This window comes from Lacinutrix jangbogonensis (assembly GCF_000797445.1).
Classification (GTDB): domain Bacteria; phylum Bacteroidota; class Bacteroidia; order Flavobacteriales; family Flavobacteriaceae; genus Lacinutrix; species Lacinutrix jangbogonensis.
The window spans coordinates 73455-100073 of sequence record NZ_JSWF01000029.1; the positions used below are offsets into that span (position 1 = coordinate 73455).

Annotated in this window: 27 protein-coding genes; 8 read left to right on the plus strand and 19 right to left on the minus strand. The window is 32.0% G+C overall.

From position 1 onward, the window contains the following. Positions 1-148: 148 nt before the first annotated feature. From RH82_RS10765 to RH82_RS10780, 4 genes are all read right to left on the minus strand, one after another. The gene (locus RH82_RS10765; protein WP_034060660.1) at positions 149-544 is read right to left on the minus strand and encodes a hypothetical protein; all 396 of its coding nucleotides are present in this window, start codon (positions 542-544) and stop codon (positions 149-151) included. A gap of 39 nt (positions 545-583) precedes the next feature. Beyond that, the gene (gene pheS / locus RH82_RS10770) at positions 584-1603 is read right to left on the minus strand and encodes a phenylalanine--tRNA ligase subunit alpha (RefSeq protein ID WP_034060661.1); all 1020 of its coding nucleotides are present in this window, start codon (positions 1601-1603) and stop codon (positions 584-586) included. 93 nt (positions 1604-1696) lie between these two features. After that, a complete protein-coding gene (locus RH82_RS10775; RefSeq protein WP_034060664.1) occupies positions 1697-2110 on the minus strand; it encodes a lipocalin-like domain-containing protein in 414 nt (137 codons plus the stop codon). Between the two features lie 21 nt (positions 2111-2131). Beyond that, a complete protein-coding gene (locus RH82_RS10780) occupies positions 2132-2485 on the minus strand; it encodes a hypothetical protein (protein ID WP_034060666.1) in 354 nt (117 codons plus the stop codon). A 122-nt stretch (positions 2486-2607) separates the two neighbouring features. Here RH82_RS10780 and RH82_RS10785 point away from each other — a divergent pair, with 122 nt between their 5' ends. Beyond that, positions 2608-3117, plus strand: a complete 510-nt coding sequence (locus tag RH82_RS10785) for a CvpA family protein (protein WP_034060668.1) — start codon at positions 2608-2610, stop codon at positions 3115-3117. A gap of 22 nt (positions 3118-3139) precedes the next feature. Here RH82_RS10785 and RH82_RS10790 read toward each other — a convergent pair whose 3' ends face one another. Beyond that, complete coding sequence (locus tag RH82_RS10790) at positions 3140-4066, minus strand: LysR substrate-binding domain-containing protein (RefSeq protein ID WP_034060671.1); 927 nt, start codon at positions 4064-4066, stop codon at positions 3140-3142. 150 nt (positions 4067-4216) lie between these two features. On the opposite strand from RH82_RS10790, the gene RH82_RS18190 reads away from it, so the two are divergent. Beyond that, positions 4217-4474: a sodium-dependent bicarbonate transport family permease gene (locus RH82_RS18190; protein ID WP_241148050.1), complete on the plus strand. Its 258-nt coding sequence runs from the start codon at positions 4217-4219 to the stop codon at positions 4472-4474. A 46-nt stretch (positions 4475-4520) separates the two neighbouring features. Here the strand turns inward: RH82_RS18190 and can are convergent, their stop codons facing one another. The 14 genes from can to RH82_RS10860 form a co-directional block, all read right to left on the minus strand. Continuing rightward, entirely contained in the window at positions 4521-5174 is a 654-nt protein-coding gene (can, locus tag RH82_RS10795) for a carbonate dehydratase (RefSeq protein WP_034060672.1), read from the minus strand. 12 nt (positions 5175-5186) lie between these two features. Then, positions 5187-7049, minus strand: a complete 1863-nt coding sequence (locus tag RH82_RS10800) for a SulP family inorganic anion transporter (RefSeq protein WP_034060674.1) — start codon at positions 7047-7049, stop codon at positions 5187-5189. A 190-nt stretch (positions 7050-7239) separates the two neighbouring features. Next, positions 7240-7779: a universal stress protein gene (locus RH82_RS10805; RefSeq protein WP_034060677.1), complete on the minus strand. Its 540-nt coding sequence runs from the start codon at positions 7777-7779 to the stop codon at positions 7240-7242. A 26-nt stretch (positions 7780-7805) separates the two neighbouring features. Beyond that, the gene (locus RH82_RS10810; protein ID WP_052158306.1) at positions 7806-10181 is read right to left on the minus strand and encodes a DUF2309 domain-containing protein; all 2376 of its coding nucleotides are present in this window, start codon (positions 10179-10181) and stop codon (positions 7806-7808) included. Between the two features lie 2 nt (positions 10182-10183). Continuing rightward, on the minus strand, positions 10184-11632 hold the full coding sequence (locus RH82_RS10815; RefSeq protein WP_034060678.1) for a proton-conducting transporter transmembrane domain-containing protein: 1449 nt from the start codon (positions 11630-11632) through the stop codon (positions 10184-10186). Positions 11633-11867: 235 nt separating this feature from the next. Next, positions 11868-12623 (minus strand): tetratricopeptide repeat protein, encoded by a 756-nt coding sequence (locus tag RH82_RS10820; RefSeq protein WP_034060681.1) that lies wholly within the window; start codon positions 12621-12623, stop codon positions 11868-11870. Positions 12624-12662: 39 nt separating this feature from the next. After that, the gene (locus RH82_RS10825) at positions 12663-14429 is read right to left on the minus strand and encodes a BatD family protein (RefSeq protein WP_034060797.1); all 1767 of its coding nucleotides are present in this window, start codon (positions 14427-14429) and stop codon (positions 12663-12665) included. A gap of 55 nt (positions 14430-14484) precedes the next feature. Further along, positions 14485-15330, minus strand: a complete 846-nt coding sequence (locus RH82_RS10830; protein WP_034060684.1) for an aerotolerance regulator BatC — start codon at positions 15328-15330, stop codon at positions 14485-14487. A gap of 57 nt (positions 15331-15387) precedes the next feature. Beyond that, on the minus strand, positions 15388-16422 hold the full coding sequence (locus tag RH82_RS10835; protein WP_034060685.1) for a VWA domain-containing protein: 1035 nt from the start codon (positions 16420-16422) through the stop codon (positions 15388-15390). A gap of 35 nt (positions 16423-16457) precedes the next feature. Then, entirely contained in the window at positions 16458-16958 is a 501-nt protein-coding gene (locus RH82_RS10840; protein ID WP_034060687.1) for a flavodoxin family protein, read from the minus strand. A 2-nt stretch (positions 16959-16960) separates the two neighbouring features. Next, positions 16961-17965, minus strand: coding sequence for a vWA domain-containing protein (locus RH82_RS10845; protein ID WP_034060689.1), 1005 nt, complete (start codon positions 17963-17965; stop codon positions 16961-16963). Next, positions 17965-19647 (minus strand): hypothetical protein, encoded by a 1683-nt coding sequence (locus RH82_RS10850; RefSeq protein WP_052158307.1) that lies wholly within the window; start codon positions 19645-19647, stop codon positions 17965-17967. The genes RH82_RS10845 and RH82_RS10850 overlap by 1 nt, the downstream gene beginning before the upstream one ends. 11 nt (positions 19648-19658) lie before the next feature. Beyond that, a complete protein-coding gene (locus tag RH82_RS10855) occupies positions 19659-20522 on the minus strand; it encodes a DUF58 domain-containing protein (protein ID WP_034060690.1) in 864 nt (287 codons plus the stop codon). 131 nt (positions 20523-20653) lie between these two features. Continuing rightward, positions 20654-21655 (minus strand): AAA family ATPase, encoded by a 1002-nt coding sequence (locus RH82_RS10860; RefSeq protein ID WP_034060691.1) that lies wholly within the window; start codon positions 21653-21655, stop codon positions 20654-20656. Positions 21656-21928: 273 nt separating this feature from the next. Between RH82_RS10860 and RH82_RS10865 the strand changes: the two genes are divergently transcribed. From RH82_RS10865 to RH82_RS10890, 6 genes are all read left to right on the plus strand, one after another. Continuing rightward, complete coding sequence (locus tag RH82_RS10865; RefSeq protein WP_034060693.1) at positions 21929-22681, plus strand: SDR family NAD(P)-dependent oxidoreductase; 753 nt, start codon at positions 21929-21931, stop codon at positions 22679-22681. Continuing rightward, positions 22678-23304, plus strand: a complete 627-nt coding sequence (locus tag RH82_RS10870) for an HD domain-containing protein (RefSeq protein WP_034060694.1) — start codon at positions 22678-22680, stop codon at positions 23302-23304. The genes RH82_RS10865 and RH82_RS10870 overlap by 4 nt, the downstream gene beginning before the upstream one ends. Then, the gene (locus RH82_RS10875; protein ID WP_034060695.1) at positions 23301-24068 is read left to right on the plus strand and encodes a phosphodiester glycosidase family protein; all 768 of its coding nucleotides are present in this window, start codon (positions 23301-23303) and stop codon (positions 24066-24068) included. Before RH82_RS10870 ends, RH82_RS10875 begins: the two co-directional genes overlap by 4 nt. A 33-nt stretch (positions 24069-24101) precedes the next feature. After that, a complete protein-coding gene (locus RH82_RS10880; RefSeq protein WP_034060696.1) occupies positions 24102-25235 on the plus strand; it encodes an ATP-binding protein in 1134 nt (377 codons plus the stop codon). Positions 25236-25329: 94 nt separating this feature from the next. Then, a complete protein-coding gene (locus RH82_RS10885; RefSeq protein WP_034060699.1) occupies positions 25330-25701 on the plus strand; it encodes a transposase in 372 nt (123 codons plus the stop codon). After that, positions 25701-26552 carry an IS3 family transposase gene (locus tag RH82_RS10890; protein ID WP_034059239.1) on the plus strand — a complete coding sequence of 284 codons (852 nt, stop codon included), beginning with the start codon at positions 25701-25703 and terminating at the stop codon, positions 26550-26552. The genes RH82_RS10885 and RH82_RS10890 overlap by 1 nt, the downstream gene beginning before the upstream one ends. Positions 26553-26619 lie beyond the last annotated feature (67 nt).

The following is a 26619-nucleotide window of genomic DNA, read 5'->3' on the forward strand; positions in this document are numbered from 1 at the left end:
CCTAAAAATTATCTTAGAGAAATTAACGGATAAGTTGGATCCGTTTTACTTCAATTATCCCATACCAAATTTAATGTATTTTACAATAAATGAAACATAACAAATAATAGTAACTAATGTAGAAATCGCGGCCTACACAATAATTTGGCTACTTCACCAAAACACCTCGAGCTTCCATTAAAGGTAAAACTTGCAAAGCTTTTAAATTGATTGTATTTTTCCTAAAAGTGTATGTCTTGTCAAACATCTTGTTACCTTCAAAGAAAGTGAGCTTAAACTGGTTATTTAACGCAAATAAATCCTCTTGCATTAATTCAATTTTAGCGTAGCTTTTTTTAGGTAAAAAATCTAGTTTTTTTCTAAAGATTGAAGTCATTTTATCTTCATTATAACCACTAGTAACTATAAGTACCATTTCTAAATCAATGTCCTTATCGTTAATAATATAGGCGTTCCAATCTTGGGTTTTATAGATGTCGTTATACTCGTTTACAACAGCAATATAAACGCCTTCTACTATTGGAATTTGGATATCTTTTTTCATTGAAAATACATGCTTTTCATTTCCGCGAAAGCGAAAATATTATAATGCAGATTTAAACTGCTCTAAAAATCTAACATCATTTTCACTTAATAATCTAATATCACTAATTTGGTGTAATAACATGGCAATACGATCGATACCAACTCCAAAAGCAAAACCTGAATATTCGTTAGCGTCAATACCGCAATTAGTTAATACATTTGGATCTACCATACCACAACCACCAATTTCTAACCAACCTGTTCCTTTGGTTATTTTGTAATCGGTTTCTGTTTCCAGACCCCAATACACATCTATTTCTGCACTTGGTTCTGTAAATGGAAAGTAGGATGGACGTAATCTTATTTTAGACTTACCAAACAGCTCTGTTGTAAAGTATTGCAAGGTTTGTTTTAGGTCTGCAAAACTTACATCCTTATCTATATACAATCCTTCTAATTGATGGAAGAAACAATGCGACCGTGCCGAAATAGCCTCGTTTCTAAACACACGGCCTGGTGAAATAGTACGAATTGGAGGCTGGTTATTTTCCATATAACGTACTTGTACAGAACTTGTATGCGTACGTAATAAAATATCTGGATTGGTTTGTATAAAAAATGTATCCTGCATGTCTCTAGCCGGATGATATTCTGGTAAATTTAATGCTGTAAAATTATGCCAATCGTCTTCTATTTCTGGACCTTCACTTACATTAAAACCAATGCGCGAAAAGATATCTATAATATCGTTTTTTACAATAGAAATTGGATGTCTTGCTCCAATTGAAACAGGTTCTCCAGGACGAGACAAATCAACATTTGATCCAGAATGATCAGTAGCACTGTCGAACTCCTCTTTTAAAGTATTAACTTTTTCTTGAGCGGTATTTTTTAACTGATTTATTACTTGACCAAACTCTTTCTTTTGCTCGTTTGCAACATTTTTAAACTCAGAAAAAAAATCGTTAAGTAAACCCTTTTTACCTAAATATTTTATTCTAAAAGCTTCAACCTCTTCTTTAGATTCAGCTTTAAAGCTTTCTGCTTCAGCAATAAGTTCTTTTATCTTATCTATCATAACGTCATTATAAAATGATGGCAAATTTAGTGATTTTATGTATAAAAAATGCCCTCAAAAATAAGAAGGCATTAAAATTAAAATAATTACTAATTATTGTCTTTTGTAAACGTCCTTGTAAGTTGTGGTTTCTCCATCGAACACCTCGATATCCTCAAAATAAAAAGTATCGTTTTCAAAAAATATTGTTTCAGATTCTGTTTGGCCATCAACAGTAATATTATAAATATTTTCAGTTAAAGACCAAGTTCCAACTACATTGCCTTCTAATTCACATGTGCCGTTAAATTCTTCATAATAAGCACCAGAATAATCACCATTACTAGAAAAAATGAGTGTTTCTTCTGTTTCGCATAAATCTAATTGTTCTTCTATTCCATTTTCGAACGCTTTATAATATTTCCAAGTTCCTATAATTGAAGTACTATCTGTTGGAGGCATATCATCATCTTGCGGACAAGCCATAAAAGTAAATACCACGAATGCTAACAATAAAATTTTCTTCATTTTTTTAAATGGTATTTATGTTTATATATATTCCGTTTCCAAAAAGTAGTTTACTATGGCCTCTTTCATTAAAACACTTTGTTCTCCAGCTTTTAACGTTGGTAGTTGTTCTTTTGTATGGTAATGTGGCCAACCATCTTCATCTACAAAATCAAGTTCATAATAACCATAAGGCACTAATAATTTACAAATAGCAATATGCATTAAATCGAGTTTCTGGTCTTTTTTAAATTGACGTTCTAATTGTCCTAATTCCTGAATACCAATGAGGTAAATTATAGCATCCAAATCGAGTTTTTCTCCATCTGCAAATTGATTGGATAGTTTACTAACTACCAATTCCCAACGTTCTTTTAATTCTATATCTCTAGACATACTATGCGTTCAATATTTAAAGCCCAAAGTTAATAAACCTCTCTATCACTTCGTGACTTCTATTCTTAAAAAAGGAGAGAAGTTTTGATATTTACTATATTTGACAAAATTATATATTTTCTATGGCTGTTATTGATATTGTTTTGGGCGCTTTACTTCTTTTTGGACTTGTTCGTGGTTTCATGAAAGGCCTTTTTGTTGAAGTAGCATCTTTAGTTGCTTTGGTTGCTGGAGTTTATGGTGCAATCCATTTTAGTTATTTTGTTGCAGATTTTCTTCAAAGCAGAACAGAATGGGCAGAAAAAACCATCAATATCACTGCATTCGCTATCACCTTTGTTCTCATTATTATTATTATTTCTTTAGCAGGAAAAGCATTTACTAAACTAGCAGATTTTGCTTCTCTTGGTATTATAAATAAATTACTTGGTGGTGTTTTTGGAACGCTTAAAATAGGTTTAATTTTAAGTGTGTTATTAATTGTTTTTAACAAAATGAATAACACTATAACCTTTGTAGATGAAGATCACATTAAAGATTCTATACTTTATAAACCTGTAAAATCTATTGCGCCTTTAATATTTCCAAATATTATAAAATCTGATGGCGACTTTAATGATTCGCTAGAGTAGAGAGTACAAACGAAACAGAGATTTAGTGTTTTTTAATCCATTCAAAGTAGGTTTTATAGACATTTTCTTTTTCTGAAATAACATACTCTAAAAAACCATTCGCAACAGGAGATAGTTTTTTGCGTTTTAACCAAATGAGCTTCCATTCTGATTTTAGAGGTAAGCCTTGAACTGGAATTATTTTTATTTCGTTTTGTTGTAGTTCATTTTTAATGCTTAATAATGATACAATAGAGACTCCAATGTCTGCAACAACTGCTTGTTTAATTGCCTCATTAGAGGTTAATTCTAATTTTATTTTTGGCTGAATATTCTCTTCCTTAAAAAACTGTTGCATAGTAAACCGTGTGCCAGAGCCTTCTTCTCGATAAATTAATGGTGTTGTTTTAAAAAATGATTTTGTTTTTGTTTTTTTAGTATCTAATGGGTTGTGCTTTGATGCTATTAACACCAATTCATTATCCATAATAGGTTCTTCATTTAAATCTAAATGTTTTGGGCTAACGGTTACTAGAGAAAAATCTACCTCGTTTTGCTCTAAATCTTTAATTACATTTGATTTGTTAGAAACGTCTAAAACGAGTTCTACATTAGGATGTTTTTTTAAAAACCCATTTAAAAAGTAAGGCATAACATAATTACCTGTTGATACTACAGATATTTTTAGTTTTCCAGAAAGCAGCCCTTTAAAAGCTTCTGTTTTGTATTGAATGGTATTAACTTCTTGTAAAATACGTTCAGCAATAGTATAAATTTCCGTTCCAAATTCAGTAACATATAATTGTCTTCCAATAACTTCGGATAACGCTATATCGAATTGATCTTGAAAATTCCTAAGCTGAATAGATGCTGCAGGTTGCGTAATATTTAAAATAGCTGCCGCTTTTGTGATACTTTTTTGTTGAACGATTACAGTAAAAACGTTAAGCTGATGCAATGTGAAATTCATAAAAAATATTTATACATGTTGTAACAAATTTAAATAAAAATATATGAATTCAACAGAATACATTTGCTCAACTAAAAAACGGACAATAAATAAATGTAGATGTTTTAATTAGTAATTTAACAGGCCCTGTATTATTATTTTTTTTTAGGAATTGTAGATACCACTTATTTAAGTCGGTCTAGTGCGAAAAGCGAAGGCAATAGGTTACTATTTTCTGGTTTAGGAGCAGGAGCATCTTATATTACCGTTCTTGCAACAATGAAACTCTCAAAACCCATAGCAGATGTTGGAATATACATACCTATGGCATTAGGTATTACCTTTCCTTTTAATATTCCAATAGGAACGCCCATTTATTATTCTTTTATACAAATGACATCATACCGTTTTAATACGTCATTAATATAAAAGTAAAAAGGTTTAAGACTAAAGTCTTAAACCTTTTTGGTATCTTTTAAACTGGTGTTTTTTCTAAGTCTAATCTAAAGAGATTGTTAAGATGCTCTGCACTATCCATAGAAACTTTTAGATCATTAATAATACCATCATTTAAGCCATAAACCCAACCATGTATTTGCAAACCTGTTTCATCCTTCCAGGCTTGTTGTACAATAGATGTTTTTGCCAAATCGTATACTTGTGCTTTTACATTTAACTCAACCAATCGGTCAAAACGCTTTTGATCATCACTAATTTTAATAAGTTCTGTATAATTGTCCTTATAAACCTCTTTAATGTTTCTAATCCATTTATTAATTAAACCTAAAGATTTGTTTTGCATAGCAGCTTGCACACCACCGCAGCCATAATGACCACAAACAATAATATGTTTTACTTTTAAGTGATTTACAGCATAATCTAATACACTTAACATATTCATATCTGTATGCACAACCATATTTGCAATATTTCTATGAACAAATATTTCTCCTGGAAGTGTACCTGTAATTTGATTGGCTGGCACTCTACTATCTGCACATCCAATCCATAAAACAGGAGGTTGTTGACCTTTAGAAAGTTTTTCAAAGTAAGTTTCGTCTTTCCCTTTCATTTCTTCTACCCACTCTTTATTGTTAGCAAGTAGCTTATTGTAATAAGTATTTGGCATAAGTATTTGGTTTTAGTGTTTGTCTTCTATGTTCTTTTTTATCCAATGTAAACAGGTTTTAAAATCTTTAAAAATGTGCTCGTTTGGTATAAAATCTGGAATAATATCAATACGTTCCATCATGTATCTAGGTTGTTTTAATAAGTTTACAAACAACACTTCTACATTTTTAGTTTTTAAATCTTGAAGCATATCTTCCATAGCATATAAACCAGACTGGTCCATATATTGCATGCGTCCTAATCTTAAAATAACCGTTTTTGCTGTTTCAGGAATTTGTTGTGTTAAAGCCTGAAAATCGCTTGTTGATCCAAAAAACAAAGGTCCTTTTAAATGCTTAATAAACACTTCATCTTTAAGATTAATAGGAAAATTACCTTCATCAGGCCACGATTCCACTTCTAAAGACTTTACATCTGAGCGTTCAGCAGTTAAATCTCCTATTTTTTTCATAAACATTAGAGAAGCAATTACTAGACCAATACCTACAGCGTAAATTAAATCCCAAAATGTTGATAATAATAAAACGATAAGCATTATTAATACTTCCGAACTTAATTTTAGTGGTCCTAACTTTATATCTTTTGGTAAACTTGGAATAGCTTTTAAGCCTTTATAATCCATAACTCCAATACCTACAGTAATTAATATTCCTGCTAAAACTGATGCAGGAATTTTAGATGCTACATCGCTTAGGGCTAACATTATGATTAGTAAAACAATACCTGCTATCATCCCAGATAGTTTAGTCTTTCCTCCTGAATTTATATTTACTACAGTCCTAATGGTTGCTCCTGCTCCTGGAATACCTCCAAAAATAGCGCCTATACTATTCCCAATTCCTTGTCCTATTAATTCTCTATTAGGTTTGTGCTTAGTCTTAGTCATATTATCTGCAACAACACTAGTTAACAACGAATCTATTGCACCTAACAACGCTAATGTTAAAGCCATAAAAATATAAGGTGTTATTTTACCAAAGCTAAAACTTGTAAACATTTCCCATTTTGGGATTGGAATACCACCTGGAATTTCAGAAATTGGTCTGTACCCTAAATTAAATCCATAGGCAATACCAGACACAACTATCAAGGCAACTAAAGTGCTTGGTATTTTTTTAGTTATTCTTTTAAAACCAAAGACTATAACGATTGTAGAAAGTGCCAAAATAAACTCCAGCCAATTTATGTTTTTTAAAGCTCTTGGTAATATTTTTAATACGCCTAATGTACTTTTCCCTTCTTTTTCAGCCATAGTCTGAGACTCAGTTAAAATCTGTTCTGGCAAAACTCTATGAGCTCTTTCAATAGTTTCTTTGAAATCTTCAAGAACCAAAATACCTTCTCCAGCCTCTTCCTTTAAAATATTCCTTAACATTACTTCCTCAGCTTGAGGCTTAAATGTTTCTACAAATGCTGCATCTTCTTTTGGGTAATAACCTATCGAGGGTAAAATTTGAGTCAGTAATATTATCACTCCAATAGCTGTCATAAAACCAGAAACCACGGGATACGGAATGTATCTAATATACTTTCCAAGCCCTAAAATGCCTAAACCTACTTGCATTAATCCTGCTAATAGGAAAACAGTTAATATCGCTGGAAGTGCTTTTTCTACACTCCCATCATTTGCCGCTACAATACCAGCAATTATAACCATACTTACTGCTGTCATAGGAGCCGTTGGTCCAGATATTTGTGTTGAGGTACCTCCAAAAAGCGCTGCAAAAAAACTAATAAAAATAGCACCATAAAGTCCAGCTTCCGGGCCTAAGCCTGAGGATACTCCAAATGCTAATGCTAATGGAAGTGCTACAATACCTGCTGTAAGTCCACCAAAAGCGTCACCTTTTATATTTGAAAATAAATTCTTCATGTTTTAGGATATATTTATGCCTAATTAGCTGGCATTAATTTTCGAAGTTAACTTAATTTTTAAAATATTAAAAATCAAGAAGACAACTTTATTTAGAAATTAACGAAAACCTATAACATTCAAAAAACCTCCATCACATAATTGCTGTGTAGATGAAGGTGTATAAACGAATTATTTTAATAAATTATATCTAAGCTATCACTTTATCCTTAGCTTTAATCTTATAATTAGCTATATTATTTTTTAACCCTAAATTATCTAAGGATACTTTATCTCTAGAATCTAAAACGTTATTATCTGTTGCTACAAATACAACACCTTGATAATTTCTATTAACAAAACGAGAGATACTATCGCCAAGTAAATTAAATCTTTTTCGCTTTCTTTCCCCTAGAATAATCATATCTGGCTGAGCTATGTTAATACAGTTTCTAATTTCATTTTTAACATTCCCAAACGCAAAGGTTGTCTTGATAATAACATTATTTTCTTTTGAAATTGGAGTTACTAAGTCTTTAACCTTTTTATCCATTTGATTACAGACTTCGCTTATAACACGCATTGCAGATAGTGGGTTCTCCGTCTGTATAACATCTGTAGCATCTTTTACATAAAAAAATTCAACATTTGCATCTATTACATTAGACAGTTTAGCTGCATAACTCAAAGCCTGACCTGACTTTTCTTTTAAATCTGAAAGCACTAGTATTTTATATTTATTATTTTTCATAATATGTTTTTTTCTAGGTTTTATAATTAATAAGCAAATTCTAAAGTATTAGTTTTCTCGACTTGACGCTCTAAATCTGCAGTATCTAAAGTCCACTTAAAATTATTTGTGTAGGTTTTAAATTGATTTGAATCGCTACTATCAATAACTTTTAAATACATCCACTCATTATCTAATAAGGTTTGTAAGTGTTCGTTATTTTTTAAAATAGATTCTACACGATTTAAAGGTGCGTGAATAATTGTTGTTAGTCTTAAAGGTTGGTGATACATTTCTGTATCTGAAGCACGAAGCGATTGTAATGGTAATCCCATTTTTAAATCACCTCCATTACCTTGAACAACTCCAAACTGTCCAGTCACATTATGAGTGATTTTACTGCCTCCACCAAACTTTTCGTTATCAATTGTACTAAAATAATAGTGGTTATTAATCCATTGTGTTACCACCATTGGCCCTCCCATTATACCAGCTAATGCAGCACCTTCAGGATCAGATTTCCAATTGTAAGAATGTAAAAAGCATCGACCATCCAAATTCATTGATCTGGTTAAGTCTCTAGACCCAACAATAAAAGCGGCATTCTTTGCTAATCCCCATTCTGGTCTAGTTTCTCCCCAATTTAAAGATTTATTTTTAGCCAATTCAACACCTCCAGAAGAAACCATTAAACGTTCTGAAGTCGCTGTTTCTTGAGCATTTTTTAGGTTTTTTTTGAAAGTAGCTAAACGCTCTTGATGTGTTTCTGGTACTAATGCGTCAAAAATTACAATCTCGTCAGTAGTTGTATTATGCTCGCCTCCAATAAAAACAGTATCCTCAGGAATATTAATTTGATGTGCCAATCTCAAAACTTCCCTTACCGCTTTATCGTTTGCTAATGTTGCCAAAAGTCTGGCATTATGTCTTCCAGGGCTTGCAGCACAGGCACCACAATCTAAACTTGATCCAAAAGGATTATTTACCGTATGACTTCCATGACCTGCAAAAAGTACTAAAGGCGCAAAAGTATCCCAGCCCATTAAATCAAATCCAGATTTCACAATCGCTACTTTTTCGTTTAGAGCAACATCTTGTTTATTTTTATCGCCTCCATTATAAGAAATAATTGGATCGCAAAAAGACTCATAATTACGTTTGTTTCTATTTTTAATTTTAAAATAAGCGCTCGGTGCAAAAGATTGAGCCACTAAAGACAATCCATAAAAAGCACCTGCGCCTTCCACAAAACCGAAAGATGATGGTAACATGTTCTTAAGACGTTTTAAGATGTGTGTTTTTGCCTTAGCCCTCTTTTTATCAGCTTTGAAATCAGTATCTTGTTGCACTAAAACTTTATTTGGGTTTTCCGTAATTTTATATGGCGAACCTACAATTGGAGGACAAGATTTAATACTAATATCTTCTTGGTAATGCTGATAATCTGCTGCAATCCCAAAAAAACCAGCATAACCATAAGTTTCATAATTTCCTGAATTTTCAATGTGACGACGCATCATTTCAGATCTCGTATCTATACAAAACACGAGTTGTACATCTGAAAATTCGTTTTTTTCTTTAGTACTATTAACACTAATATTATCGTTCTTTAAATTTAAAACCAATTTGTTTTGAAATGTTGCTTCCCATGCTTTAAGCCAAGTGTGTTTTATTTCTATAATAGAATCATTTTCTCTAACATCAGTTGCCATTTTTAATGGCATTCCTAAATGATTAGCAATCGTTAAACGCACTGCTAAATAATCTTGAATAGTTATAGGGAATTGTTGCTGCCAAATTGAATTGGTATCTATTCGGTGTTTTATATAACCTGTCCAACCTGATAATGCAGCAATATGAGCACTAAATATCTCTTTGTAATTTATATCGTCATATACATTTAAAACATGCTCAAGAGCTTCATAACTTGTTTTTTGAAGCTCTTTTGAACTTAGTTTACCAAAATCATTATCATAAATAGCCAAGGCTTTCCAAGATTCATAAAACCCTTTTTCTTTATTTGGCATTTGCCATTCTGCTAAACCTTCATCCATAAATGCAGCTAACCATTTAGCCATAATGACATCTAACCTTGAAGTTATTTTAATTGGTATATTTAGCTCCTCTTTTTGCATGATATGCAAATAAGAATCGGCTGACTCCAAAAGTTTCTGGTCTTGCAGCATGTCATGCAAAATAGTATTATCAATATCATTGTTCTCGTAGGCTTGTCTATAAATATCTGAACTTGGATAAGCGTTAGACTTTAAGAAACGTCCTGCTTGTTGTACTGCCTCTTTAAAAGGTAATTTCTCATAACCTGATAAGGGATTAGACGTTACAAAAGAATATAATGGCCATGTCGTTCCAATACGTTTTGAGGCTGCTTCTATACTTAATGAAATTTGTTCTTGCTTAGTCATAACTATTTAGATTTAAAAGAAACAATAGATTTACTTATTGGCTGTGAAATATTCATAAGTTTCACATATAGCCAAGGTGTTTTTCTATACATACCAGATAACATAATGTAAAAACCAATTAGGAAGATCACACCAAATACCATATGCGTTGACGTTAACGCAATAGGCATATTTGCCATTGGCATATCATGCATTAATATAGTAACTCCATTAAAAACAAGTGCATAGATTCCAATACCTACAACTACCATTAAAGGTGTTACAAAAAGCTTTTGTATAACACCTAAACTTGCTTGATTTAATATGTTATACACGACTTGACCAACAGTTATTGCTACAATAAAAGTTAGGAATAGCCCACTGTCTAAGTTTAATCCTTTTCCTGTTAAATAACCAAAAAGTAAACCGCCTAATACCGCCGAGATCGTGATGATTATAGCTTGTAATGGTTTAATAACAATTGAACCTGGTTTTTTTGGAAGTGCGTTTTTAATTTCTTCTCCTGCTGAAAGAAATAAATAAGCCTTATAAAACCCATGAAGAATAAGGTGTGTAATTGCAGCTGAGAAAAAACCAAGACCACATTGCATGACCATAAAACTCATTTGTGCAATGGTAGAACATGCTAGTTTTTGCTTTACATTAACTTGCATTAGTTTACTAAACTGAGCTAAAATTGCTGTTAAACCTCCTATGATAAAAATTAATAATAAGACATTAGCTGTAAATAATAATGGTGCAAATAAGGTTAACAAAATTCCTGCTCCGTTTACAAAACCTGCATGCATTAATGCTGAAGCTGGGGTTGGCGATGTCATTGCAGATAATAACCATCTATGGAATGGAAAAATAGCAGACTGAATTATGGCTGCAACTATAATACATAATGCAGAAACTGTGCTCATCCATTGCGGTATAGTCTCTAAGTTTGCTAAAATTTCATTTTTACTAAACGATCCTGCACTATACACTAGGATTCCTAAAGCTATTGCTAAAAATAGCGAACCTCCTATATAATTAAGTCTTGCAAATTTTGAGGCATGTTGCGCTTCATTCCAGTCTGAATCTATGCCTATTAATTTGGACATTATCAAACCCATTAATAGCCAAAAGAATACCATTAAAATAACATTGTTAGATATGACAAAAAGCATTACGGAAAAAGAAAAAGCTAAACAATACAAAAGAAAGCTTTGTTTCCTTTTGAAACCTTTCATATAATCTGTTGCATACATTTGAACAATGGCGCTAAAAAAGGTAACAACAGTCCAGATGACAATACTAAAACCGTTAATTTGAAAAAGACCTCCAACACTCCAACTTGGAAAATTAGAAAAATAGAAAACCAGTAAAACTGCACTCCCTAAAAACATGAGCCAGGTTAATGGAATTAAAATTTGAGACAAAAGAGATTTTTTGTTTAGGTTTTCTAAATGATTGGTTGCTGACATAAATAAAAATCTTTTAGTTCTTTCTTTTTGTTTAAATAGATCAAGAGGTATTCTTACTCTATGGTGCAAATGTCAAAAAACTATTTCATATATTTTTATTAATATATTAAATGAATAACATAAATAATTTTTATGCATTACCTGTTAACACCTGTTTTAATTGATTTAAAAACAAAAAAAGAGCTCTTTAGAAGAGCTCTTTTTTTATGTTAATTATGATTTTTTGACTAAAAATTTAAAAAATATTCAGCATTTTAATATCACTTTCCGGAATCCAACCCGTTTTTCCGTCACTTAATTTAATTTTATTCCAGTTATTTACACTATCTAAAACCTGAACTTTAGTACCTTCATGAAGTACAAAAGTGCCATCACTTCGCACATTAGGTTCGCTTTTTACCTGAGACTCTTGAGAAAACACGATGGCCGGATTGTTCTTTTTTGCCAAACTATAATTATAAAATGTAAATATTAAAGCCACACATGCAAATATTATAGAAAGTGTGCTCGTTACAAAATAGAAGCGTTTTTTACCTGTACCAAAAGTAAAATAGTACAACAAATAAAACAATACAAAAAGTACAACTAAAGCTACAGTTAGTTTTGCCCAGTTATCGAAAGACAGGCTTTTGGTCGCTTTTTTTATAAATCTTGCAAGTCCAACTTCAGGTAAATTGGCTATGGCATCAATACGCATATTGTTAGCAAAGGCTAAGTTGTTTAAAATGTCTTTATCTTTAGGTTTTAGCGCTAATGCCTTTTCATAATAATATACTGAAGGTGCAATATGATTAAGCTTATAATGAGCGTTTGCGATATTAAAATACAATTCGGCAGAATGCTTGTCCGAATTTAAAACCACTTCATATCGATCTAAAGCTTCTGCATATTTACCTTCGTTATAAAGTGTATTCGCTTGATCGAAAATCTTTTCGTTTTGCGCAGAAAGACTTCCGAAGAAAAATAATAATATGTAGAGTATGTTTTTCATCTGTTTAGATTTCCGCCTTCACGGAAATAAAAAAATATATTACTTAATCTGTTTATCTATTAAATTAATTGCGTTCGCAGCTTTTTCGTAATCTTGCTGCATAGCAACCGTTGTAACTGGAGTGTATCTTGCTAATTCACAATTTTCAAGAATACTTTCAAAACTTAAAACCACAGTGTTTTCTACTTGACGTTCTAATAATAACACTCGGATTTTATCTTTACTAAAATCACTAGTTTCAATATTCAATTTCGCTTTTAAATAGTTGTGTAGCGCTTTTTCTAAAGCCACATAAAAAGCTTCTTTTTGTCCTAATGCTTTTTTAGCATCTCCTAGATATTTTTTAGCCAATCTATCTGCTTTTCTTAATCGGTTACCTACAATATCTCCTGCACGTTGCTCTCTTTTTCTTCGAAAAACAATTGCCAATGGTATTGCCAATAACGGTGTTAACAAACTGGTCCAAAATGCTGTAGACTTAAAAAACGATGTTTGTTTTTTTGAAACCAGATTAGCATTCGTTTTAATAAATGCAAAATGATCGTTTTTTAAACTAACATTTTGTTTTTCACCACTTTCAGTTATTAAGTTATTATCCGATGCTCCATAAACAGGACCTTCTAGCACATTAATTATGGTTTCCTTAGACGAAATCCGTTTATAGCTTTCTGTTTTTAAATCAAAGTAAGAGAAAGAAATCGTTGGTATCGGATATTTACCTTTGTATTGCGGCACTATGGTATAGCTATCTGAAATCTCGCCTTGCATACCACTTACATTTGTGCGCACATTCTCGTTATGCTCAGGCTCGTAAACTTCAAGAGAATTTGGCAACGTCAGTTTTGGTAAGGTTAGTAGTTTCAAATTTCCTTTTCCAGAAACCGAAATTTTTGCTTGCATAGATTCATTAGCATTAAGCTTACTTTTAGAAGTACTCAAGTTAAATTTAAAATCTCCAACTGCTCCAGAAAAATCTGATGGCTTACCCACCTCTGGCAACGGTCTAACATTTATAGTACGCTTTCCGGCTGCAACAGGAACATTGATCTTACTCATTAAGCGTTGCCCAAAAATATCGCGCCTTTTAGTTGGTATCTCGGCAGTAACATCAAGTCTTAAAGGTTCTATTGTTAATTTTCCTGTTTTTTGAGGGTATAAGACGGTTCTCCTTAAAATCACATATTGATAATCCTCACCTTTGTACTTACCTCTTTCTATTTTTAATCCTTTCGGGTTAATTTGCTGACTCCAGAAATCGTCGTACTCAGGATTGTCCGTTTCTCTCCAATTGCTTACTCCTGCATTTAGAGCAACATACAATTTATAAACAACGGTAATTGCTTCATTTAGGTACGGATTTGTCTTAGAAATTTCCGCTACTAAATGAATATTATCACTTGCAGCCGCTATATTTGGATCTTTGGGTTTCTGTATTTCTTTAGTAACCTTAATGGCAATAGCATTGGTTTTATAGGTCTTTCCTTCTATTTCGATACTTGCAGACTTAAGAGTCATACTTCCCATGCGTTTTGGTGACAAGAAATAGCTATATGTTTTCTCGAAAGAACGTTTTCCATTAATCCAAGAATTACTAACCGATTGGTTTGGGCCACCCACAACATTGAAACCATCGAAACTTGGTGGACTAAAATTATCTCCATCTTTATTCATAGAGAAATCTACACGCAAACGCTCGTTCAATCCTAAAGTCTTTTTGCTTACTTTAGTTTGAAACTTTACTTGCGCTCCTGCTATACTTGTAAAAAGTATAAGAAGTAGAATCGTTATGTGTTTTTTAAAATTCATTTGAACCATTCTCTTTATGACATTTCGGCCCTAGCAGAAATGAAAAACATATTAGTTACCAATCTTTTTCTGTTTGTATTTTAGCACCTTTTGCTTTTTCAGCATTCATTTTATCTTGAACCTTTTGCTCTTGATTATCCATGGCTTCCAATAGATTTTTTATTTGTTGAGGTGATAATTTTCCAGGCTGCTGTTGTGGTTTAGGTTTCTCCTTTTTTTGGTCATCTCCTTTACCATCTTTCTCTTTTTCTTCATCTGGCTTACCTTCATCTTCGTTTTCGTCGCCTTCTTTCTTATCCTCGTCTCCTTTATCCTTATTGTCTTCTTTATCTTCGCCTTCCTCTTCTTTCTCCTTTTTATCTTTCTCTTTTTGGTCTTCGTTTTCCTTTTTATCCTTGTCTTTATCGTCTTTATTATCTTCTTCTTGAGGAGGTTCTTGGTTTTTAGCACATTCTTTGGCTAGTGCATAATTATAACGTGTTTCTTCGTCTAACGGATTGTTCCTTAATGCGTTTTTAAAAGCTTCTGCAGCTTCGCTACATTTCTTTTCTTGCATTAAAATATTTCCAATATTATGAAATGCGTTATGCTTTTCTAATTTATCAGTAGCGTGTTTTGCAGCTTGTTGGTTACGATATAAGGCTTCTTCAAAATTACCTTTTTTATAATATGAATGGCCTAAATTATAAGTTCCAGCAACACTTGTTGGCTTATTAGAAATAGCTCTTCTGTATTCCATTTCAGCAGAAACAAATTCATCGCTACTAGCCAAATCATTAGCATCGCTAATTAAATCGTTAGTTTTCTGATTTAATTTTATTAACGCTTTTTTAGTGTCCTCTTGCTGCGCAAAAGTGAAAGAAATAGTTAATATTAATATGTAGGTTATTCTCTTTTTCATTGTTAATTTTCAACCTATAAATATATGAAAGCCTTGATTTGTTTGGTGTTAAGGATTTTATAAATTCTCGTTAAATAAATTTAGTCGTTTCAACCAAGCTGTTTTTCGTTCTAATAGAAAAATATCAATAAATAAAAGTAATATTCCAAAACCTAAAAACCATTGAAATTGAGATTCGAAAGCTGCGAATTGCTTAGATTCAAATTCGGTTTTATCCATTTTATTTAAAATATCTCTTATTTCTTCGACTACTTTTTCTGTTTTATTTCCATTTATATAAACGCCTTCTGCTTCGTTAGCAATATTTTTAAGCGTGTCTTCGTTTAGCTTTGTAATAACGGTTTCACCTTGTCTGTCTTTTTTATAATTTAAAATAACACCATTACGTTTTATTGGAATTGGCCCTCCTTTTTCACTACCAACACCAATGGTAAAAATTCTTATACCAGCTTCATTAGCTTCTTCAGCTACAGTTGCAGCTGCTTCGCTGTGGTCTTCTCCATCAGAAATAATAACCAAAACACGATTAGTTTGCTGGTCGTCATCGTAATATGTTTTTGCTAATTCTATAGCTTCGTTAATTGCAGTTCCTTGTGAAGACATCATATCTGTATTCATGTTTTGAAGAAACATTTTTGCAGAACCATAATCTGTTGTAATTGGCAATTGTGGAAATGCCTTTCCTGCATAAGCTATAATACCAACACGATCACTAGCTAAATTATTTATAATTTGCGTGACCAATTGTTTAGATTTTTCCAGTCTATTGGGTGCTATATCTTCGGCAAGCATACTTTTTGAAACATCTACTGCAAAAACAATATCAACACCTTCACGTTTTACAGTTTCTAATTTTGAACCAATCTTAGGGTTCACTAAAGCCATTGTTAAACTCGCAAAAGCTAAACAAAAAACCACAATTTTTAATACCGATTTAAATACCGATTTATTCGGGCTCAATCGTTTTAAAATCGCCTGATTAGCAAATTTATTCTGCGTTTTGTGTTTCCAAAGTTGAAGTACTAAAAACAGTACCAATACTATTGGAATAATTAGCAATGCCCAAAACCATATTTTTTCTTCTAATTGCATTTACTGTTTATTTGTACTTTTGTTTATTCGTTAATTTATTTTGAAAAAAACGCATTAATATTGTTTTTTACTTCAATAGATACTACATCGTTTTCAACCCAAGTATGTAAATGTCCTCTATACGTCATTCCTAAATACGCTGCCGAATTTTTAAATGGCATTTCAAAACCATCATAAAATCTACTATCGTTACTAGAGCTAACACTCGCCATTTCCATACCTCTTAATTGTCTTCCGTAATCTTTTTCTAGTTTTAAAAAATCTGAAATTCTATCAAAAAACACTTTCATTATCCCACTCATTGTATACCAATAAATTGGTGTTACAAAAACGATAACATTATAATTTGTTACGATGTCTTTAAACAATTCAATAAAATCATCATCTCTATTTTTAAACTCATAGTCAAAATGACCAATGTTTTTCTGGTTTAAATCAACCACATCAAAACCTGTGTCAGCTTTTAACAATGTCACAATTTTACTTGTATCGCCTTCACTTCTTGAACTGCCCTGTATGATGATTCCTTTTTTCAAAGTTACACGAAACTTCTAAAAATAGTTATTCTTAATAGCAATTCGAACAACAATAAAATACCTGCTACCCAAACAAACCATCTAAATTTTTCTTCGTAATTATAGAATTTAAACTCTTCGATTTCTGTTTTTTCAAGTTTATTAATCTCGTCGTAAATTTCGGCTAATTTCTTATTGTTTGTTGCTCTAAAATACTTTCCTCCTGTAACTTCTGCTATTTCCTTTAGTAGCGCTTCATCAATTTCCACCTTAACTCTTCCGTATTGAAACTGTCCGTTTTGCTTAATTCCAATTGGAGACAGAGCCATTCCATTTGTACCTATACCAATAGTGTATGCTTTTATACCAAACTCTACCGCCAACTCACTTGCTATTTTTGGGTTCATAGCACCAGAATTGTTGACACCATCTGTTAATAATATAATGACTTTACTCTTGGCTTTACTATCTTTTAGTCGGTTTACAGCCGTTCCTAAACCCATTCCAATGGCTGTTCCTCCTTCAATAATTCTGTTATATCTAATATCATTAAGAGAACTTAAAACAATGTTTTTATCGCTAGTAATAGGCGTTTTTGTATAACTTTCTCCTGCATATTCTACAATTCCAATACGATCGTTTGGTCTTCCTTTAATAAACTCTGACGCTACCTTTTTTAAGGCTTCAAGCCTATTTGGTTTTAAATCTTTTGCAAGCATACTCGCAGAAACATCTATTGCCATAACTATATCTATACCTCGCGTTGTTTTTGTTTTTGTAGAAACATCAACTGTTTGTGGTCTTGCTAATGCAATAATTAAAAAGGTTAAAGCAACAAGTCTTAACCCAAACAATAAATGTTTAAATTTTGGCAACCAAGAATTGGTAACCTTAAAACCTTTTAAGCTCGATATTTTAAGCTCTGCTGTTTGTTGTTTATGCTTAAAATAATACCATAGCATAGCTAATGGCAGCAATAATAACAGCCAGAAAAAGCCTTTGTTTAAAAATTCTATGCCTTCAAACATTATTCGGTTTTTGGATTTAGTTCTATTGACTTTAAAATACGTTCTACCATTTCATCTGCATAAGTATCATTTTCTGGAGAAATAACAAAAACTTGCTGTAATACATTTTCAGCTGTAAACAGCACAAAAACAAATTTCGCTTCTCTCAATTTATCGCTTCCTACAGATGGAATATTCATGGTTCCGTACGATTTTAAACCTTCTGCTCCATTTGGAGTTTCAAATTTATCCTTTAATGCAAAAATATTTTTTGCGCCTTTAGCTTCCATGCCTTCCAAGCCTTTTTCAGAAAGTTCGGCTAAATCAATCTCAGGAACATTAGCCTGTTCTTGAGTCTCCGCTTCTCGCTTTTGCTTAGGAAACTGTAATGTATTTACTGTAACATTAAAAACATCTAGCATTGTGCCGTAAGAGAAGCTACTAGATTTTGGCTGATTCTCTTGATCTTCTGCAACAGGAATCTCGATACGTTTTAAAACCTTAGGAGTCGTAATTATAATTGGCGGGAAACCATATTCACTAGTTACCCATTCGCCTTCTAACAATTCTTTGCTCTCATGACCTAAAATAGTGTCTTTTACATAGCTAAAACCGTATTTATAACCCAATCCTACTAATGTTCCTAGTAACAAAAAGGCAACAATACCAAAGGTTAATACTATTTTTTTTGTTTTATTTCTACGCTCTTGATCTTCTTTATATTGTTTATCTAAAAGCTTTTCTTCTTCGGTTGGTTCTGGTAACGCCTCTTTAACATGATCGATTTCTAAATCGATAGTCTTTCTATCTATTGCTGCCAAAGCAACATCTGGTGTTCCTTTTGCGAATTTTACTAAATCGGCACGTTTTAAGATGGTTTGTATATTTCGAATATCGTCTTTACTTAATTCAATTTGATTACCATCTTTTAATAAATTCAATCTAGAAACTAGTTCATCTGTAGTGCTTTCTAGAGCACGATCGTAAACTTTTTCGTCAAGAAATTTTCTAATAATGTATGTTAAATCTGAATAATATCCTTTTAGATTTTCATTTTGAAGATAACTACTTTCATCTAATTGCTTTAAAGCTAATTTCGCACGATCGTAAGGTGGTAATAAAGCGATTTCTTCTTCTTCGGTTAATGGTTTTACTCTCCAAATAAACCACCATAATAAGAAACCTATTACTGCAATAACGAGTACAGTTAACAGTACATATTTCCACCAATCACCAATACTTTTATCAACCTCAATTATAGGTTTAATATCGTACAATCCCTGTTTGGTAGTGTCTACGACTATTTCTCTGATTTCAACTTTTAAAGAATCTGTGTAAAATTCTTTTGAACCTATTAATATTTTTTGCTTCGGAATAGTATAAACTCCAGAATCGAATTGTGTTAATCCGTATTTTTTAATAAGGTTATATCTATCGTCTTTTTTTGTAGTGTCTATCGTGTAAGATTCAATCATTTCCATAGGAGAAAATGTTTGTCCTTCAGGAAAAATAACTAAGGATGTAGTGTCTACATCAACTTCAATTTTATAGGTTACTTGTGCTCCAATTTTAATTGAAGTAGAATCTATCTTTGTTTTAACTTGACTATATGAGAAGAGAGAAAAGAGACCAAAGAAAAAAGACAGAACTATAGTTATGTTCTGCTTTTTATCAAGATTCGCCATTCGTAATTCGTAATTCATCATTCGCTTTATTATCTTCTTTTAAAATAGCCTAATAATTTTTTCACATAACTTTCGTCCACACGACAATCAATAGTTCCTGCTCCGGATTTTGCAAAGCTATCTTTATAATACGCGACTTTATCGTTATAAAACGTACTGTAATTTTGTCTTACTTTTTTAGATGCAGTATTTACTAACATCATTTCTCCAGATTCTCCATCTTGCATTTGTACGATTCCTAAATTTGGAATCGCTTCCTCGCTTTTATCATACACGCGAATACCTGTTATGTCATGTTTTCCAGCAGCAATTTTTAGCGTTTGCTTATAATCGTCAGCAATAAAATCACTCAATACAAAAACAATTGCTTTTTTCTTCATGACGTTTCTCATGAATTTTAAGGCTTCTGCAACATTTGTACCTTTACTTTTGGGCTTTAACTCAATTAATTCACGAATAATACGCAAAACGTGAGAACGTCCTTTTTTAGGTGGAATATATAACTCGATCGCATCCGAAAACAAAATCAATCCTATTTTATCGTTATTCTGGGTTGCTGAAAAAGCTAGCGTTGCTGAAATTTCTGTAATAATTTCATTTTTAAACTGTTGGTCTGTACCAAACAATTCTGAACCAGAAATATCAACCATTAAAAGCATGGTTAACTCTCTTTCTTCTTCAAAAACTTTAATATGTGGAAGATTGGTTCTTGCAGTTACATTCCAGTCTATATTTCTTACATCATCTCCAAATTGATACTGACGAACTTCGGAAAAAGTCATACCACGACCTTTGAAAGTCGAATGGTATTCGCCTCCAAAAATATGATCAGACAACCTGCGCGTCTTAATCTCTATTTTACGTACTTTTTTAAGTAATTCTTTAGTATCCATTTTCTTTAGTATGCAGTATTCAGTATGCAGTAAGCAGTCCTAAATTGCAGAATTGTTATGTGGTTTTCATTTAAAGTAAAAAAAGAATCAGTATCGAGTAAGCAACTGCTTACTGAAGACTGCTAACTCATTTATGGTACCTCAACAACATTAACAATCTTATTAATAATGTCTTCGCTCGTTACGTTTTCGGCTTCTGCTTCGTAAGTAATTCCAATTCTGTGACGCAATACATCATGTACAACTGCGCGAACATCTTCTGGAATTACATAACCACGACGCTTAATAAATGCATAACATTTTGCCGCAGTAGCTAGGTTTATACTTCCACGAGGTGAAGCACCAAAAGAAATCAACGGTTTTAAATCTTCTAATTTATATTGTTCTGGGTAACGTGTAGCAAACACAATATCAAGAATATATTTCTCAATTTTATCGTCCATATATACTTCACGAACCGCATCTTGAGCTCTTAAAATTTGTGCTACAGAAACTACAGGGTTTACTTTTTCCCATGAGCCTTTTAAATTGGCTCTCATAATTAACTGCTCTTCATCCTTTGTAGGGTAATCGATAACAGTTTTTAGCATAAATCTATCTACTTGCGCTTCTGGTAATGGGTATGTTCCTTCTTGTTCTACTGGATTCATTGTTGCCATTACTAAAAATGGTTTGTCCAGAATGTAGGTTTCATCACCAATAGTTACTTGCTTTTCCTGCATCGCTTCTAGTAAAGCAGATTGTACTTTCGCAGGCGCTCTGTTAATCTCATCGGCAAGTACAAAATTTGCGAAAATTGGTCCTTTTTTAATAGTGAAATCATTCTCTTTCATATTAAAAATAAGAGTACCAACAACATCTGCTGGTAACAAATCTGGAGTAAACTGAATACGGCTAAAACTACCATCGACTGCTTTAGCCAAAGTATTAATAGCTAATGTTTTTGCCAAACCAGGAACACCTTCAAGTAAAATATGTCCTTGACCCAAAAGACCAATTAATAAACGCTCGATCATATGTGTTTGACCAACAATTACTTTGTTCATTTCGTAGGTCAGTAAATCAACAAAAGCACTTTCCTTTTCAATTTTTTCGTTAATTGATTTGATATCAATTGCACCTGTTTCTTCCATCTTTTTATAAATTTTAAACGTCGAATATACTATCAGAAATTAAGAGTTGCAAATTCTCACTTATTTTTATGCAAACGTGTTAATAATTGGTTAAAAATTCAAGCATATAAAGGAAGTAATAGCTATTAGTTTGGTATTTTTAATGTTTAGTAAGGGAATTAATAATTTAATATTTCTATTTTTTTAAATTATTACACAGTTTCTTATTAAAATAAAAACAGAAAAAGAGGACAAAATTTCCGCATATTCGGAAATAAAAAAAACAGTTTTTAAATGAAAAAAACAGCATTAATTACAGGAGCAACAAGTGGTATTGGAAGAGCAACAGCTTACGAATTTGCCAAAAACGGGATTAGATTAATAATTTGTGGCAGACGTCAAGAGCGTTTAGAAACCATACAAAAGGCATTAGAAAACCATACCGAAGTACACCTTTTAAACTTCGATGTTCGTGATAAAAAAGCCGTGTTTTCTGCAATAGAGTCACTGCCTGAAAACTTTAAACATATAGATATATTAATTAATAACGCAGGAAATGCACACGGTTTAGACCTAATACACGAAGGTAGTTTAGACGATTGGGATGCCATGATAGATATTAACGTAAAAGGATTGCTATACGTTAGTAAAGCTGTGATTCCACAAATGACAGAACGCAGCTCTGGACATGTTATTAATATTGGATCTTCGGCAGGACGGGAAGTCTACCCAAAAGGGAATGTGTATTGTGCTAGCAAACACGCCGTAGTTGCATTAACAGATGCTATGCGTATGGATTTAAATCCGTTTGGAATTAAAGTTGCCGCCATAAATCCAGGTTTAGTAGAAACAGAGTTTTCGCAAGTGCGCTATAAAGGCGAAACACATGCAGACAATGCTTACAAAGGATATAAAGCTTTGCAACCTGAAGACGTAGCAGAAGTTATTTATTTTGCTGTTTCAAGACCTAAACATGTTAATATTGCTGATGTTTTAATGTTTTGCACAGCACAAGCAAGTAACACTATTATTAAGAAGGAAATATGATAGCTTGGTTAAAAACAGAGTGGCACAACTTAGCGTCTAAATATGGTAATGATACTTTAGTTGAAGAACTTTGGACTGAAATCTACAATAACTATAATCACAAAACCAGACATTACCATAACCTGTCGCATATTTGTAATATGTTGCTACAAGCTGAAGCTTATAAAGCCGAAATTGAAGATTTAGAAGCTTTACAATTTGGTATTTGGTATCATGATATTATTTACAAATCATCAAAAAAAGACAATGAAGAAAAAAGTGCTCTTTTTGCTGAAAAACGATTAAATTCAATCCCTTTTGATAAAAAAAGAATAGAAAAAGTCAAAAAATTGATTGTTTCAACTAAAAAGCACGAATTAATTTTAAGAGAAAATGAAGACAATGCCATTCTTTTAGATTTAGACCTTTCCATTTTAGGTACAGATTGGGAAACTTACCAAAAGTATATTGCGAATATTAGGAAAGAATACAAAATTTATCCAGATTTCATGTACAAACCAGGACGCAAAAAAGTTTTAAAACACTTTTTAGATAGAGAAACGTTGTACTTTACTCATGCATTTCAAAATAAACATGAGGTCCAAGCTAGAAAAAACTTAAAAAAAGAAATACAGTTATTATGAGATTAAAAATGTGTTTGGTGTCTTTATTTAGTTGTATTATTTTGTTTTCTTGCAAAAAAGAAAGCAACAAAACTATTGTCATTTCTAATACATCACTTAAAAATATTGAAAGCTCAAAAATATTAAGCTACATCATTAATCCTAAAAAACAATCCTTAAAATTCTACTGGAAAAATAAAGAAGATTCTATTCTTAAAACCTTTAAAAACATTAAAACTGAAGTGGAAAGTAATAATGAAGCGTTAGTTTTTGCAATGAATGGTGGGATGTTTAAAAAAGACTTTTCACCTCAAGGATTATATATAGAAAATGGTGAAAAAGTAACAAAATTAGATACTATTAATAAAGGATATGGTAACTTTTATCTACAACCAAACGGTGTGTTTTCAATAACTAAAAGTGGCATCCCGACAATTACTACTACTAAAGAATTTATATATAATAAGGTCATAAACTATGCTACACAATCTGGACCAATGTTAGTTATTGATGGTGAATTACATTCAAAATTTAATAAAGGCTCCTCAAATTTAAATATTAGAAACGGTGTTGGCATTTTGTCAAATGGAAATCTTTTATTCGCTATGTCTAAAGAGAAAATTAATTTTTATGACTTCGCTACTTTTTTTAAAAGCAATGGTTGTAAGGATGCGCTATATTTAGATGGTTTTGTGTCTAGAACCTATTTACCATCAAAAAATTGGGAACAATTAGAAGGCAACTTTGGAGTTATAATTGTCGAAACAAAATCTAAAGATAATTAATAAGATTCCTGCCATCGCAGGAATGACAGAAGCATGATCAATAAACGTCTTTTAATTAAAAACCTATTAGCTCAGAACGATGAGAATAGTTTTTATGATAAAAAAAGAAAAATAGATATTGGTCAAAAGGAAGGCAAAGCTAAGTTTTTAAAACACATTTGTGCATTGTCTAATAGCAATCCAAAAAACAATTCTTTTATTGTTATTGGCGTAGAAGATGAGGATAATAACATTCGTGGTGTTGATTTTTTTGACGACTCTAAAATTCAAAATCTTATTAATGCTTATCTCTCCAATCCACCAATTGTACAATACGAAAACATTCCGTTTCCACATTTACCTGACGACAAGGTGGTTGGCTTAGTAACTATTCGTGCTATTGAAGGCTTAACTTCTCTAAGAAAAAACATTTGGAAGTATTACGGTGGTACTGTATTTTTTAGAGATGGAAGCATGAGTATGCCTAAGGTTTTTAAAAGCGTTATTAAAGATGTAAACTCCAAAGTTGTTGCTGCTATCGAGAGCCATTCTCATAATAATATAGAACACACGCTTGATGGTGTTTTCGATTTTATGAACAAACGAAAGGACTACAATCCACAATATAAAGTCTTTAAAGAGTATTTTGTGGTGTGTTGGGCTGGACAAAAAAAAGAAGTAAAAGACGAGATATTCTTTTCTCGTGTCGATATAGAACTTATTAATGAGCAAGTGCGCTTATTTTATTCCACTTTAGATGAAGTCGCTATCTCTTTTGATAATGACAGCTTTAAAATTGTTGAATATGTGTCTTTAGGGCTTCAGAATAACTATAAATATTATCCTCTAGAGGAAACAGTCATTCAGTTTCATGATAATGCAAATTATAGCATTGATTCTACTTTAGTATTTCAGCCTCCAGAATTCGATAAAAAAGTATTGCATCATATTTACAATGCTAATAGTGCTTTGATAGAGCATCTCAAAAAAGGAAGCAAGCTAAAAGCTACCCAAGAAAACGATCTCAATAATTTACCTGCTATGTTGCTAATTTGTTACCTAAACGGATTTCATGAAGCCATTGAAAAACTGAATGAAGCTAAACCTTATTTAAAAGGCCATAGTAATAAAGTTTATAATAAATATAAGGAGTCTATAAGAATTTTACGCAAAGTGAAATATAATTAAAGAGAATTAACCAAGTACACAAGATTCACGACCAACTATACATTGAGCAACATTCTGACCCGTCCTGAAATAAGGCTACATAATTTTAAACATTATGTATAGAAATGACAAAGTAATTAGACGTTACAGTGAACCTTTTAAATTAAAAATTTTAGCCGAACTTACAATCGGAAAACACACAAAGAGCGAACTTTGTAAGCTCTACTCTATTGCACCTACAACAGTTAATGTGTGGATTAAAAAGTACAATCGTAAAGACTTAATGAATACCAGAGTAAAAGTGGAAACTAAAGACGAAATATCTAGAATTAAAGGGCTACAAAAAGAGATTGAACAGCTTAAAAAGCTACTTCTTAAAAAGGATCTCGATGCTATGGTGCAGGATTCTTATCTTGAAGTAGCTGCTGAAGATCTTGGCTATAAATCAGTTAATGAACTAAAAAAAAAGCTAAGTATAAAGCCTTAATTAAAGCTAAAGAGAAATCTAAGAGATTTGCTTCTCTTTCAACTATAGCTAGTTGTTTTGGACTTAAACGAGATGCGTATTACAAATACAAATCTAGAGCTGATAAGCATTTAGAACTGGAACAACAGATTATAAACATTGTTAGAAAAAGACGCAAATCTCTTCCTAGAGAAGGTGTGAGAAAACTTGTGAAATCATTAAACATAGATTTTACTAAAGCCAATATTAAAGTTGGTAGAGACACGCTATTTAATATTCTTAGAAAACACCAAATGCTAACACTTAGAAGGAAAACCAGCGCCAGAACAACGAACTCATATCATCGGTTTTATAAGTATAACAATAGTATAAAAGACCTAGAAATCACAAGACCAAATCAAGTTTGGGTTTCTGATATAACATACATTAGAACCGTAAAAGGATTTTGTTACTTAGCTTTAATAACTGATATGTATTCTAGGAAAATAGTGGGTTATGACCTGAGTGACAGCTTGGAACTAAAAGGATGCGTCAGAGCACTTAATAAGGCTATTTATCAAGCTAAAAACATTAAAGGACTCATACACCACTCTGATAGAGGAATACAGTATTGCAGTAATGTATACACACAAATACTCAAAAGAAAAAAGGTAGACATTAGTATGACCGAAGAAAATCATTGTTACGAAAACGCCATGGCAGAACGTGTAAATGGTATATTAAAAGATGAGTTTTATCTAGACCAAACCTTTGATAACCCAGCACACGCAAAGAGAGCTGCAAAAAATGCAATTAATTTATACAACGAAGTAAGATTACATTTATCTTTAGATTATAAAACACCAAATATGGTATATCAATTATCAGCTTAATTCAATTTTAACCTGTAGCCATATTTCAGGACAAGACATTCAAACTTACGCATTACTATATATTTAC

Bases quoted from the DNA above. Each gene is read 5' to 3' on its own strand.
- RH82_RS10800 (WP_034060674.1), bottom strand. From the start codon at position 7,049: ATGAAGAATTTATTTTCAAATATAAAAGGTGACGCTTTTGGTGGACTT.
- RH82_RS10880 (WP_034060696.1), top strand. From the start codon at position 24,102: ATGATCAATAAACGTCTTTTAATTAAAAACCTATTAGCTCAGAACGAT.
- RH82_RS10885 (WP_034060699.1), top strand. From the start codon at position 25,330: ATGTATAGAAATGACAAAGTAATTAGACGTTACAGTGAACCTTTTAAA.
- RH82_RS10855 (WP_034060690.1), bottom strand. From the start codon at position 20,522: ATGGATACTAAAGAATTACTTAAAAAAGTACGTAAAATAGAGATTAAG.
- RH82_RS10850 (WP_052158307.1), bottom strand. From the start codon at position 19,647: ATGAATTACGAATTACGAATGGCGAATCTTGATAAAAAGCAGAACATA.
- pheS (WP_034060661.1), bottom strand. From the start codon at position 1,603: ATGATAGATAAGATAAAAGAACTTATTGCTGAAGCAGAAAGCTTTAAA.
- RH82_RS10845 (WP_034060689.1), bottom strand. From the start codon at position 17,965: ATGTTTGAAGGCATAGAATTTTTAAACAAAGGCTTTTTCTGGCTGTTA.
- RH82_RS10775 (WP_034060664.1), bottom strand. From the start codon at position 2,110: ATGAAGAAAATTTTATTGTTAGCATTCGTGGTATTTACTTTTATGGCT.
- RH82_RS10790 (WP_034060671.1), bottom strand. From the start codon at position 4,066: ATGAATTTCACATTGCATCAGCTTAACGTTTTTACTGTAATCGTTCAA.
- RH82_RS10815 (WP_034060678.1), bottom strand. From the start codon at position 11,632: ATGTCAGCAACCAATCATTTAGAAAACCTAAACAAAAAATCTCTTTTG.
- RH82_RS10835 (WP_034060685.1), bottom strand. From the start codon at position 16,422: ATGCAATTAGAAGAAAAAATATGGTTTTGGGCATTGCTAATTATTCCA.
- RH82_RS10820 (WP_034060681.1), bottom strand. From the start codon at position 12,623: ATGAAAAACATACTCTACATATTATTATTTTTCTTCGGAAGTCTTTCT.
- RH82_RS10870 (WP_034060694.1), top strand. From the start codon at position 22,678: ATGATAGCTTGGTTAAAAACAGAGTGGCACAACTTAGCGTCTAAATAT.
- RH82_RS10810 (WP_052158306.1), bottom strand. From the start codon at position 10,181: ATGACTAAGCAAGAACAAATTTCATTAAGTATAGAAGCAGCCTCAAAA.
- RH82_RS10860 (WP_034060691.1), bottom strand. From the start codon at position 21,655: ATGGAAGAAACAGGTGCAATTGATATCAAATCAATTAACGAAAAAATT.
- RH82_RS10865 (WP_034060693.1), top strand. From the start codon at position 21,929: ATGAAAAAAACAGCATTAATTACAGGAGCAACAAGTGGTATTGGAAGA.
- RH82_RS10830 (WP_034060684.1), bottom strand. From the start codon at position 15,330: ATGAAAAAGAGAATAACCTACATATTAATATTAACTATTTCTTTCACT.
- can (WP_034060672.1), bottom strand. From the start codon at position 5,174: ATGCCAAATACTTATTACAATAAGCTACTTGCTAACAATAAAGAGTGG.
- RH82_RS10785 (WP_034060668.1), top strand. From the start codon at position 2,608: ATGGCTGTTATTGATATTGTTTTGGGCGCTTTACTTCTTTTTGGACTT.
- RH82_RS10765 (WP_034060660.1), bottom strand. From the start codon at position 544: ATGAAAAAAGATATCCAAATTCCAATAGTAGAAGGCGTTTATATTGCT.
- RH82_RS10825 (WP_034060797.1), bottom strand. From the start codon at position 14,429: ATGAATTTTAAAAAACACATAACGATTCTACTTCTTATACTTTTTACA.
- RH82_RS10780 (WP_034060666.1), bottom strand. From the start codon at position 2,485: ATGTCTAGAGATATAGAATTAAAAGAACGTTGGGAATTGGTAGTTAGT.
- RH82_RS10875 (WP_034060695.1), top strand. From the start codon at position 23,301: ATGAGATTAAAAATGTGTTTGGTGTCTTTATTTAGTTGTATTATTTTG.
- RH82_RS10805 (WP_034060677.1), bottom strand. From the start codon at position 7,779: ATGAAAAATAATAAATATAAAATACTAGTGCTTTCAGATTTAAAAGAA.